10 protein-coding genes are annotated in these 11,781 nt (G+C 68.1%); 3 read left to right on the top strand and 7 right to left on the bottom strand.

Annotated features, from left to right (window positions below; translation table 11 throughout):
• Window positions 1-11: 11 nt before the first annotated feature.
• On the top strand, window positions 12-1,271 hold the full coding sequence (locus tag ACJH5R_RS16250) for a fatty acid desaturase family protein (protein ID WP_406758149.1): 1,260 nt from the start codon (window positions 12-14) through the stop codon (window positions 1,269-1,271).
• A gap of 146 nt (window positions 1,272-1,417) precedes the next feature.
• Here the strand turns inward: ACJH5R_RS16250 and ACJH5R_RS16245 are convergent, their stop codons facing one another.
• From ACJH5R_RS16245 to aroA, 4 genes are all read right to left on the bottom strand, one after another.
• On the bottom strand, window positions 1,418-2,659 hold the full coding sequence (locus ACJH5R_RS16245; RefSeq protein ID WP_406782361.1) for a PPE family protein: 1,242 nt from the start codon (window positions 2,657-2,659) through the stop codon (window positions 1,418-1,420).
• Window positions 2,660-2,674: 15 nt separating this feature from the next.
• On the bottom strand, window positions 2,675-2,974 hold the full coding sequence (locus ACJH5R_RS16240) for a PE family protein (RefSeq protein ID WP_406758151.1): 300 nt from the start codon (window positions 2,972-2,974) through the stop codon (window positions 2,675-2,677).
• 355 nt (window positions 2,975-3,329) lie between these two features.
• Window positions 3,330-4,319 carry a ribosome small subunit-dependent GTPase A gene (gene rsgA, locus ACJH5R_RS16235; RefSeq protein ID WP_406782360.1) on the bottom strand — a complete coding sequence of 330 codons (990 nt, stop codon included), beginning with the start codon at window positions 4,317-4,319 and terminating at the stop codon, window positions 3,330-3,332.
• A complete protein-coding gene (gene aroA, locus ACJH5R_RS16230; RefSeq protein WP_406782359.1) occupies window positions 4,316-5,608 on the bottom strand; it encodes a 3-phosphoshikimate 1-carboxyvinyltransferase in 1,293 nt (430 codons plus the stop codon). The genes rsgA and aroA overlap by 4 nt, the downstream gene beginning before the upstream one ends.
• 117 nt (window positions 5,609-5,725) lie before the next feature.
• Between aroA and ACJH5R_RS16225 the strand changes: the two genes are divergently transcribed.
• Both ACJH5R_RS16225 and ACJH5R_RS16220 read left to right on the top strand, forming a co-directional pair.
• Window positions 5,726-7,309: a serine/threonine-protein kinase gene (locus tag ACJH5R_RS16225; RefSeq protein WP_406758154.1), complete on the top strand. Its 1,584-nt coding sequence runs from the start codon at window positions 5,726-5,728 to the stop codon at window positions 7,307-7,309.
• A 246-nt stretch (window positions 7,310-7,555) separates the two neighbouring features.
• Window positions 7,556-8,971 carry a PE-PPE domain-containing protein gene (locus ACJH5R_RS16220; RefSeq protein WP_406782358.1) on the top strand — a complete coding sequence of 472 codons (1,416 nt, stop codon included), beginning with the start codon at window positions 7,556-7,558 and terminating at the stop codon, window positions 8,969-8,971.
• Window positions 8,972-8,983: 12 nt separating this feature from the next.
• On the opposite strand, the gene ACJH5R_RS16215 is transcribed toward ACJH5R_RS16220, so the two are convergent.
• Genes ACJH5R_RS16215 through ACJH5R_RS16205 form a run of 3 tightly spaced genes read right to left on the bottom strand, consistent with a single transcriptional unit; the run spans window position 8,984 to window position 11,732 of the window.
• Window positions 8,984-10,222 (bottom strand): PPE family protein, encoded by a 1,239-nt coding sequence (locus tag ACJH5R_RS16215; RefSeq protein WP_406758204.1) that lies wholly within the window; start codon window positions 10,220-10,222, stop codon window positions 8,984-8,986.
• 19 nt (window positions 10,223-10,241) lie between these two features.
• Window positions 10,242-11,423 carry a PPE family protein gene (locus tag ACJH5R_RS16210; RefSeq protein WP_406758156.1) on the bottom strand — a complete coding sequence of 394 codons (1,182 nt, stop codon included), beginning with the start codon at window positions 11,421-11,423 and terminating at the stop codon, window positions 10,242-10,244.
• Window positions 11,424-11,432: 9 nt separating this feature from the next.
• Window positions 11,433-11,732: a PE family protein gene (locus ACJH5R_RS16205; RefSeq protein ID WP_406758157.1), complete on the bottom strand. Its 300-nt coding sequence runs from the start codon at window positions 11,730-11,732 to the stop codon at window positions 11,433-11,435.
• Between the last annotated feature and the right edge of the window lie 49 nt (window positions 11,733-11,781).

Raw genomic sequence — 11,781 nt, 5'->3', positions numbered from 1 at the left:
AAGGCGGTCTGATGGCGGTAACCGACGTCGAGGTGTTTGCGCACCTCAGCGACGCCGACGTGGCGAACCTCGCCGCGGAACTGGACGCCATCCGCAGAGACGTCGAGGCGAGTCGAGGCGAACGCGACGCCCGCTACATCCACCGCACCATCGCCGCCCAGCGGGCGCTCGAGGTGACCGGCCGGGTGCTGCTGGCGGCCGGTAACCGGCGCTGGGCGCGCTGGGCCGGTACCGCCACCCTGGGCGTGGCCAAAATCGTCGAGAACATGGAGATCGGCCACAACGTCATGCACGGGCAGTGGGACTGGATGAACGATCCAGAGATCCACTCCTCCGGCTGGGAGTGGGACATGGCCGGTGTCTCCAAGCACTGGCGCTTCACCCACAACTTCGCCCACCACAAGTACACCAACATCCTCGGGATGGACGACGATGTGGGTTACGGCGTAATCCGGGTGACTCGAGACACTCGCTGGCAGCGCTTCAACCTGCTCAACCTGTTCTACAACGCCATGTTGGCGATCGGGTTCGAGTGGGGAGTCGCATTGCAGCACTTGGAGATCGGCAAGATCTTCAAAGGCCGCGACAGTCGCCAGGCCACCCTGGTCCGGCTGCGGGAGTTCGGCGACAAAGCTGGCCGGCAGGTGTTCAAGGACTACGTTGCGTTTCCGGCCCTGACCTCGCTGTCGCCCGGCGCGACGTTCGCCTCGACGGTAAAGGCCAACGCGATCGCCAATGTGATCCGCAACGTGTGGGCCAATGCGATCATCTTCTGCGGTCACTTCCCCGACGGCGCAGAGAAATTCACCAAGACCGACATGGTCGGCGAGTCGAAGGGGCAGTGGTATCTGCGGCAGCTGCTGGGCAGCGCCAACATCGATGCCCGGCAGCCGATGCGGTTCATGAGCGGAAGCCTGTCGCACCAGATCGAACACCATCTGTTCCCCGATCTGCCGAGCAACCGCTACCCGGAGATCGCGGTGCGGGTGCGCGCGGTGTGCGAGAAGTACGACCTGCCCTACACCTCCGGGCCGTTCCTGGTGCAGTACGCCAAGACGTGGCGCACCATCGCCAAACTGTCACTGCCGGACCGCTTCCTGCGCGACACCGCCGACGATGCGCCCGAGACCCGCAGCGAGAGGATGTTCGCCGAGCTGGGGCCGGAGTTCTCTCAGAATGACCCGGTGACCGGCCGTCGTCGTGGGCTTAAGACCGCCATCTCGGCGGTTCGCGGATGGCGTCGTGACAAGCGGATGGACCAGGCCGCCTGATTCACCCGCGCGTTGCCGGGTCGCGGTAGACAGCGGCTAGCCCTTTCCAGGGCTTGGCTCAGTTCAGCATCGCGTATGCCGCGCCAGAGCGGATCATGGCGCGGCATACGCGAGGGAAACAGACCGATCGGATCAGGGCTGCCTGGTTAGCCGCCAGACGGCGGCCGGCCGACCATCATCGGCCGGAACCCGTAGCGGGGGGTGCCAAAGGCGCCGAACCCGCCGCGGCCGCCACCGCCGGCACCCGCCATCGGCATCCCACCTAGGGCGCTGTGGCCAGCTTGGCCGGCGGCGGCTCCGGTGGAGCTGGCGTAGCTGGCCAATTGGACCGGGGCGGAGTGGACGGCGGCCGCCGGCAGGGCGGCGGCCCAGGTCGGCGGGACCGAAAGCGGGCCGACCAGCGAGGCGTGGCCGATGGTTCCGGCGGCTCCGACGACTCCGGCACCGAGACTCTTGGCCGCGCCTTCAGCTGCCTTGGCGGCGCCTTCGGCGACCTTCTCGACAGCTTTGGTTGCCGGGACCAGGGAATGCGACAGACCGTCCATGTCCTTGAACGCGGTGGTGAAAAGTCGCATGGGCGACACCATCCGGATGAACATGTCGAACGGGCTGGACGCACTCAGCGTCGGCGATCCGGTCAGGCCACGCATCAGATCGCCGAGCATGCCGTTGAACGTGATGGTCGATCCGTCCCAGGTGATTGGATTGAGCAGATCTTCGATCAAGTTCGATGCGGCCGGGCCCGCGAGGCTGCCGAGCTGACCCGGCAGCGTCGTGGTCAGGGCGGTCAGGGTGTCGGCGTCGGTCGCAGTCGCCGTCCCGACGGCAAGTGCAACGGCGGCCTCCTGGGCTGCCACCCCAGCCGGGTTGACGGTGGGGGCCGGCGCCGTGAACGGCGTCAACCGCGATGCGGCCGCCGATTGCCCGGCATAGCCGTACATGGTCGTGGCGTCCTGCACCCACATCTCGCCGTAGGCGGCTTCGGTAGCCGCGATCGCCGGCGTGTTCTGTCCCAGGACATTCGTCGCCAGCAACGAAATCAGCGTCTCGCGGTTGGCCTCGACCACCGCCGGCGGAACCGTCGCGGCGAAAGCCGCATCGTGAGCGGCGGCTGCCGCACCCGCCTGGGCAGCGACCTGCTCAGCCTGCGCCGCGGCCCGGTTGAGCCACTCCAGGTGCGGTTCGAACGCCTTTGCCATTGCCGCCGCCGCCGGCCCGTGCCAGTCCGCGGTCAGGTCGGCCAGCACGGTCGCATAGCTGGCGGTCGTGGTGTAGATATCGGCGCCGAGGGTTTCCCAGGCGCGGGTGGCGGCCCACAGTGGCCCCGAGCCGGCGCCGGAGTACATCAGGGCAGAGTTGATCTCAGGCGGCAATGTGCCGAAGTCCATGGCGTCGACCTAGCTCTAGGAGACCGCGGCCGCGTTTGCGGCCTCAGTGGCGTCGTAAGAACGCGCGCTGATGTTCAACACCATCTCCAGCATCTGCCGCATGGCGGCGGCTTGGGCGCTGACCTGCTGGTAGAGCTCGGCGTGCGCGGCGAAATTAGTGGCGGTCAGCAGCGACACCGGGTCGGCGCCCGCCGGGGTGATCTGGGTGGTGGGGGCGGCCGCCGCCGCGTTTCCGGCTTCCATGTCCGAGCTGATGGCCTGCAGCTCTCGGGCGCTCGCGGCCAATACCTCCGGCTGTGTAACAACGGTCGACATGTCTATCTCCTCTTCGCCTGCAATCACGTACAGGGACTTGGCAGGAACCTTCCAGGACATTGCCAGGTTAAGCAGCGAGCCGTGGATCGGAGAAGCGGCGAAACTCTTTGTTCACCCGTACGGGGCTAATGTTCATCGGCCGGCCCGAAGGCGTTGATTCGATGACGCTTGGCGTTCACCTTGGGCCCTCGCCGTTCACCAGGTGAGGGCGGTCAATGGATGAGACCGAGCGACCGCCGACATCGGTCGGAGTCGGCCTGGCCGTCGTGCTCTAGTGGTCGCGAGTGTGAATCTCACGACGCAACTCACCGCTGAGGCGTCGTGAGATTCACACTCGGCGTTGGGGAGACGGGCGTCAGCCCTCGCGGAGCACCGTGAGCAGGCGGCGTGCTGCTTCGACACGGCGCTGCGCTGCGCCGGTCAGATTGTCCAGTGCGCATTCGGGATCGGCCGGCGGTCCCAGGTGGCCGCAGCCGCGTGGACACTCATCGATGGTTTCGGCGAGGTCGGAGAATGCCAGCAGCACGTCGTCGGGTGCGATGTGGGCCAGGCCGAACGAGCGGATTCCCGGGGTGTCGATCACCCAGCCCGATCCCTCCAGTCGCAGTGCCACCGACTGAGTGGACGTGTGACGCCCCCGGCCGATGTCGGTGACCCGTCCGACGGCCCGATCAGCCTCCGGGACAAGGCGATTCACCAGAGTGGATTTGCCGACGCCGGAGTGCCCCAATAGCACCGTCACCTGGGATTCCAGCAGGGGAGCGACGGCGTCGAGCGGGTCGTCGCGGCCCGCGGTGACCACCGTGAGGTCCAGGTCGGCGAACTGGTCGGCGAAGGGCGCCGGATCCGCCAGGTCCGTTTTGGTCAGGCACAGAATCGGCGCCAGCCCTCCGGCGTAGGCGGCGATCAGCGTGCGATCGACCAGACCGGTGCGCGGCGGGGGATCGGCCAGCGCGACCACGATCAGCAGTTGGTCGGCGTTGGCGACCACCACCCGCTCGGTGGGGTCGGTGTCATCGGCGGTGCGCCGCAACACCGTTCGTCGCGGTCTGCGCCGCACGATGCGGGCCAGCGTGTCGGGCCGGCCGGACAGGTCGCCGACCACGTCGACGCGGTCGCCGACCACGATCGGGGTGCGCCCCAGCTCGCGGGCGCGCATCGCGGTGACCTGAATGTCGGCCGGGCCGTCCGGGCCGTCGAGGACACAGCCCCAGCGGCCGCGGTCGACGCTGACCACCATGGCGGATTGGGCGTCGGCGTGCCCGGGGCGGATCTTGGTACGCGGCCGCGAGCCGCGGCCGGAGCGGACTTTGACGTCGGATTCGTCGTAGTCCTCCGGTTTCAAGCGCCGGCCCCCGCGTCGGCCAGCATGTCGGCCCACATCCGGGGGAATGCCGGCAGGGTCTTGGCGGTGGTCTCGATGTCCTCGACCTCGACGCCGGGGACCCGAAGGCCGATGATCGCACCGGCGGTAGCCATTCGATGGTCGGCGTAGGAGTGCCAGATTCCCCCGTGCAGCGGGGTCGCGGTGATCAGCAGGCCGTCGGCGGTCTCGACGCTGTCGCCGCCCAGCCGGTTGATCTCGGTCGTCAGCGCCGCCAGCCGGTCGGTCTCATGCCCGCGCAGATGCGCAATGCCGCTCAGCCGCGATACCGAACCCGGGGCCGCCAGGGCAGCCAGTGCCGCCACCGTCGGGGTGAGCTCGCCGACGGCGCGCAGATCCACGTCGAAGCCGCCGTAGCTGCCCGGGCCCTGAATTTCCAGGTGCGCATCGGCGTGGCGCAGCCTGGCGCCGGTTGCACCGAAGACCTCGATGATGGCGTCGCTGGGCTGTACCCCCACCGCCGGCCAGCCGGCGATCCGCACGCGGCCTCCGGTGACCACGGCGGCCGCCAGAAACGGGGTGGCATTGGACAGGTCCGGTTCGATCTCCCAGTTGCGGGCAGCCGGCGTCGCCGGGGTGACCCGCCAGCGGTTCGGGGTGGCGTCCTCGACGTTTATCCCGGCTTGGCGCAGCATCGCCACCGTCATCGCGATGTGCGGGGCGGACGGCAGGGTCGCCCCGGTGTGCACCACGGTCAGTCCGTCGTCGAACGCCGCGGCGGCCAGCAGCAGGCCGGAGACGAACTGCGACGACGCGGAGGCGTCGATAGCCACGGTGCCGCCGGCGACGGATCCGGTGCCGTGGATCCCGAACGGCAGCCCGTCGCCGTCGACCGTGATGCCCAGGCTGCGCATCGCATCCAGCAGTGGCGCGATCGGACGCGTTCGGGCCTGCTCGTCCCCGTCGAATGTGACGGTGACGGTGCCCAGTGCGGCCAGTGGCGGCACGAACCGCAGTACGGTGCCGGCGAGCCCACAGTTCAGTCGGATGTTCGGCTCGGGGTCGATCTTGCCGCTGACTGTCACGTGGTGGGCTACGGCCTCGACCCGCAGGCCCAGGGCCCGCAGCGCGTCGAGCATCAGGTCGGTGTCGCGACTGCGCAGGGCGCCGGAGAGGGTGGAGACACCACCACCTCGTCCGGCGGCCAGCGCGGCCAGTACCAGCGCCCGATTGGTCTGCGACTTCGAGCCGGGCACGGTCACCGTCGCGTCGATGGGAGCGGTGGGCATCGGTGCCGGCCAAGTCGTCACGGTTTCATCCTGCCAGCGCATGGCTCCAACGCTGGTATCGGCGGTTCGTAAGGTTTTTTGCCGGCTGGCTTCCTGGTATCACCCAACTGTTTACCCACCATCATTAGTGTCGGCGGCATGGCTCTGGCGTCGGGCTCGATTTTTGCTGAGTACACCATCTTGAAACTGTTGGGTGCTGGCGGGATGGGCAAGGTTTACCTTGCCCAGCACCCCCGGCTTCCCCGACGCGAAGCACTGAAGATTCTGCGCCGGTCGCTGAGCGCCGACGACGACTACGAGGAGCGGTTTCGGCGGGAAGCTGAAGCCGCCGCCGTGCTGGTGCACCCGAACATCGTGCGCGTGCACGACCGCGGCGAATACCGTGGTCGGCTGTGGCTGTCGATGGACTACATCGAGGGCGAGACGCTCGGCGAGCTCATCACCCGCAAGTTCCCGGCCGGGATGCCGGCTCAGATCGCCATTCCGATCGTTGCGAGCATCGCCGATGCGCTGGATTACGCCCACGGGCAAGGTGTGGTGCACCGCGACGTCAAACCGAGCAACATCTTGGTGACCGAAGACGGCGACGAGGTGCTGACCGCCGTGCTGGCCGACTTCGGCATCGCCCGGCAACTGAGCGGCCCCACCGGGCTGACCGCCAGCAATCTGGCCATCGGCACCATCGCCTACGCCGCACCCGAACAACTGATGGGTGCCGAAGGTCTGGAATGCGCTGACCAGTACGCCCTGGCCGCCACCACTTTCCAGATGTTGACCGGAGCACCGCCCTATCAGCACGAGAACCCGGTGACGGTGATCAGTCACCACCTGAACACACCGCCTCCGCTGCTCAGCGACCGTCGTCCCGAGCTGCAACAGTTCGACGACGTGCTGGCCGCGGCGCTGGCCAAAGACCCTGCCGAGCGATTCCGGGACTGCTCGGACTTCGTCGCAGCCCTGGCCGAGCAACTTGCCGACCCGGACGCCGATGGCGAGTCCGACTCCGCCAGGACAGTCGTGCGGGGCGTCGCGCGTGCGCTGCCGGCACCTCCGCCGAGCCGGCTGTCGAAGCTGGCGCGGCCCGCGGTCCTGGTGCCCCTGGGCCTTGCAGTGGTGGGATCGGTGGCGGCCATCGTCCCGCGCCTGCTGGCCGAGGAGCCGGCCGACCCGGCGGCGATCGCCGCCGGTGGTGCACCTGCGGCGGCTGTGGCGCCGCCACCCAAGGCGCCGGCGTTCGAGGGCACCTACCGCGTCGATGCCAACCGGGCTGGGGAGAAGTACAACGGCGTCCCCAACCCCGAGCCGCCCAACGTGAGCACCTGGTGGGCCGTCAAATCGTCTTGTGACGATTCGGCGTGCACGGCGTCGGCGACGATGCTGGACGCCAAGGATCACCGGAAGACGGTGAAGACGCCGTCGGGCGGCAATGAATTGGCCCTTGAATTCACCGGCGATACCTGGCGGTCGCAGCCGCAGACCGTGCACACGCCGTGTATCGGTGTCGACGGGCGACAGGACAGTCAGACCACCACCCAGGTGCTCACGCTGGAGCCGACCATCCCGGGCGTCCTGCACGGCGCGATGGTCGCCACCGTGGAAAGCAACGAGTGCGGCCAGCGCGGAGCCCAGATCTGGGTTCCGGTGGTAGCCAGCCGATTCGGTGACGTTCCCGCGGGCATCAACCCGTCCGTCGAGATGGCCAAACCGGCCAAGCCGGCCTGATCATCGCCTGGGCTCCGCACATCGCGTAGCGATCCCGGGCACGGGTTGGACTTCGTGCGGGCCGGGGTGGACGCGTCCTTGGCGGCCTGAGTGGCTCGGCATTGCGTCACTAAAACATTAGAGTGCGCACGATTGCACGGCCTATTGCTATGTTGCTTTCGAGTAATTCAAGGTTGCTCGACAGCTTTCGCCTGGCCGAGCAGCGGTTGCCGAGTCCGCGTCGTCGGGCTGCCCGAAGGAGCATCAGTGAATCACGTACGCGGTCCGTTGGGCGCCGTTGCCATCGCAGTCGTGGGAGCGGGCTTGATCGCACCCACCGCTGCGGCTGCGCCGTCGACTGCCCTGCAGATTCCCGGGTTGCGCTTGGCCGCCAACGGCACTGCTCTGCCGCTCGTCGGCGGCACGGCGTTCATCATCGGGGGCAGTGGCCTGGCCACGCCCGGCCCGTCGTACGTGGACGCCGCCTTGTCGCTGTACCTGGAGCCGCTCGGATTCACCGGCACGACACAAGTCGTCACGACACCAGAGCAGCTCTACCCGTTCTTGGGTCCCTTCGGCGGCACGCTGGATGAGTCGGTGGCGCAGGGGCAGCAGAACCTCTACGACGCGATCATGGCTCAGTACCAGAACGGAGACCTGAGCGCCGAGAATCCCGCGGTGGTGTTCGGCTGGTCGCAGGGCGCAGTCATCGAGTCGCAGCTTCAGTACCAGCTCGCCGGTGCGGGCGTGCCCAGTGACTACGTGCATTTCGTGATGATCGGCAATGTCAGTTCGCCGAACGGCGGCATGCTGGAGCGCTTCAATCTGCCGGACAATGCGCTGCCCACTCTTCCGAGCCTAGGTCTCACCTTCAGTGGAGCCGCACCCTCTGACCTGTACCCGGCAGAGGTCTACAACCGTGAATACGACGGCTTCGCCGACTTCCCTCAATACCCGATCAACTTCTTGTCGGTTCTCAACGCGATCTTCGGAATTGCCTTCCAGCACACCACTTATCTGGGGCTGACGCCCGATCAGATCAGTGATGCGATCCTGCTGCCGAATGCGTCGCCGGATTCGCTGACCAACTACTACATGATTCCGACCGAGGGACTGCCGCTGCTGTATCCGCTGCTGTTCTTCGGAAGCGGCGGTCAGGCGCTCTACGATCTGTTCGAGCCGGTCACGCGCATCCTGGTGAACCTGGGCTACGGCAACATCGAGCACGGCTGGAGTCAAGGCCCCGCCGATGTGCCAACTCCGTTGGGATTCCTGCCGGATTCGGCGACGCTGTCGGCACTCATGCAGGAGTTGCCGCAGGCGCTGAGCAACGCCTGGCAGCAAGGCGTCGCCGACTTCTTCGACGAGATCCTTCACCCGACCAACACTCCGCCCGGCTTCATGGCCGAGATGGAAGGCTTCATCAACGCGATCTCCGACACTGGTATGGCGGACTTCGGGTCGACCTTCCCCACGCTGGATGACCTTTTCGGTACCTTCCCGCCGCACACCGGCATTCCGTTCCTGGACGTGGGCACCGCACTGTTGTTCAACTTGCCCCAGATCAACTACGACATCTTCGCCTCGGAGTTGGCCGACGGCGACCTCCTCAACGCCATCGGCCTCCCGCTCGCCGTTGACCTGGGCATACTGCCGCTCGCCGTGCTGGGCGCGTTGATCTGACCCGCCCAGCGCCTATCCGGCGCTGGGCGGCCGGTTCATCACCCGGTGGCGGTAGCCGTATCGGGGAACGAACCGGAAGCCGGTGGGCCCGCCGTTGGCGGCGGCACTGGCCCCGGGCAGACCTGCCATGCCGGCCACCCCTGCCATTGCGCCGCGCGGCATCGCGCCGGACTCCGCAGCGGCCACCCGGCTGGAAACCAGTGTCGCGGCAGCCTGATTGGCCGACGTAGGAGCCATCGGCCAGCTCTGCGGCACCGACAACGCCCCGACCTGGATGCCCCTGCCCAGCGCGACCGACGGCGACGCCGAGCCGAACCCCGGCGTGTAGGAGGCTGCCGTGCCCGCTTTCGCGACATCGGCCACCTTCGTCAGTTCGGTGAACAACGCCCTGACGTCGCCGACCGCCTGACCCGATACCTCGTGACCGTTGAGGCCCTGGCCGACCATGTCGATGAGCCGGAACGGTCCCATGGCCGAGTTGGAGTAGCGGGTGAGTGTCGTCAACGGAGTAACCAGCTGTTGCAGGAACGCCGTCCACGGTGACACGGCGGCGGGGGGTGTGGCGCCCGTGCCCGGGACCACGGGCGCCCCGGTGGCCGCGCCCGCCTGAGTGAGCGACTGCAAGGAGGTCAGCCCCTGCGACGTCGCCTGGGAAGTAGCCTGCGACACCGCGGAATTGCTGACGGCCTGGGTGGTCGCGGTGGCCTGCCCAGCCTGTGCGGCCGGATTGGTGGTCTGCGGCGGCGAGGTGAACTCCGACAGCTGCGAAGCCGCCAGGGAACCACCCGCGTAGGCATACATCGCGGCGGCGTCCTGGGCCCACATCGCCGCGTAGTGCGCCTCGGTTGCCGCGATGGCCGGGGTGTTCTGGCCGAAGAAGTTGGTGGCGACCAACATCATCAGCTGGGCCCGGTTGGCGAACACCATCTGCGGCGGCACGGTCATCGCGAACGCGGCTTCAAAGGCGGCCGCCGCGGCCTTCGCCTGGATGGCCGCCTGTTCGGCTTGCGCGGCCGTCGCCCTGAACCAGGTGGTGAAAGGCAGTGCCGCCGCGGCCATGGCGGTCGCCGACGGTCCCCGCCACGGACCGCTGGTCAGGTCCGCGATGGTCATGTCCACCGCGGCCGCGGTCACGCTCAATTCTTGGGCCAAGACATCCCAGGCCCCCGCTGCTGCCAACATCGGACCGGAGCCGACTCCCGCATACATCCGCGTGGAATTGACCTCCGGAGGCAGCGCCCCGTAGTCGATCACCAAGTCCCCTCGGGTGCTATCCGCCGAAGGGACGGCGTGGCATGACGGTCAACGCGGTGCCGTAGCGGGGACCGCCGAACCCGCGGAAGCCGGCGCCGGCCGCTCCCGCGGCCGGGATGCCGGGCATGCCGGGCATCCCCGTCGGCGGCGCGATCGGGGCGCCGCCGAGAATGCCACCCGCGGACGGCAGTGCCGCCGCGGCAGCGGGACCCACCGGCACCCAGGAGCCGCCGGAAACCGGGCCCAATGTGGACGCCGCCGCGAGCGGCGGAGCCCAGGCCGCCGGGACCGAGAGGCCGCCGACCGCGCCTGCGGCACCGGAGGCCGCGCTCGCCGCACCGGAGGCCGCGCTGGCGGCACCGGAGGCCGCGCCGGCGGCTCCCGACGATGCGGCCTTCGCGCCGTCGGCGAACAGCTTCTGCAGGCCGAGCACACCGCTGACACCACGCCACACCGCACAGACGTTGTTCGACTGCAGGTTCGAGCTGGTCACCAGTTGGGTCATCAGCTGGTTGCTCAGGTTGTAGTTCGGGTCGTTGAGGATGTCGTCGGCGCCATAAGTGGTGCTTTCAGCCGATTTCGCCAGGCTCTGCAGGGTGCCCGAAGCCTGGGTGGCCGTGGCGTTGCCAGCCGCCGAGGCGACCGCATTGGCATTCGCGGCGTCACCGCTCGGATTGGTCGGGTTGGGCGGCGCGGTGAACTCGTTGAGCTGGGTCGCGGCGCTGGACTGGGTGTGATAGCCGACCATCGCCATCGTGTCCTGGGCCCACATCTCATTGTGCTCGGTCTCGGTGGCCGCGATCGACGGGGTGTTCTGCCCGAGGATGTTGGTGGCCACCAACTGCTGCAAGAGCTCGCGATTCGCGGTGACCGCAACCGGCGGCACCGTCTGGGCGTGTGCCGCCTCGTAAGCGGCTGCGGCGGAACGCCCCTGAGCGGCGGCCTGCTCGGCCTGCGCTGCGGTGAGCTCCATCCAGTTGATGTAGGGCGCCGCGGCGGTAGCCATCGATGCCGATGCCGTGCCGAGCCATTCCTCGGAGGTCAGCTGGCTGATCACCGCCCGGTACTCGGCCGCAGCAGATTTCAGTTCAGCGGCCAGCGCGCTCCACGCCGACGCTGCCACGACCATGGGCTCCGAGCCGGGCCCGGAGTAGATCATGGTGGAGGTCACCTCAGGCGGCAACGACAAGTAGTTCATCGCGGTGACCTAACCGGCCGCTGCTGCGTTGGCAGCCTCGGTGGCGGCGTATGCGTTGGCTCCGCTGCTCAGGGCGTTCACGAACATCTCGTGGACGGCCACGGCCTGCGCGCTCACGGTTTGGTAGGCCTGGGCGTGGGCGGCGAACTGGGCGGCGGTCAGCGCGGATACCTCGTCGGCGGCGGCCGGCACCACGCTGGTGGTGGGTGCCGCGGCCGCGGCACTGTGCGCGGCCATCGACGAACCGATGGTTCGCAGATTGGCGACGGCGGCCAGCAACGCTTCGGGCTGCGTTGTGACGAACGACATGAAGGCTCCTCGTCGAAAGTCTTTTCAGGTTCCGCGATCGCTCCATTGC

The organism is Mycobacterium sp. SMC-19, from assembly GCF_045310815.1.
GTDB lineage: Bacteria > Actinomycetota > Actinomycetes > Mycobacteriales > Mycobacteriaceae > Mycobacterium.
Note: the sequence above shows the minus strand (reverse complement) of the source record. Positions and strands in the feature narration are given on the sequence as shown.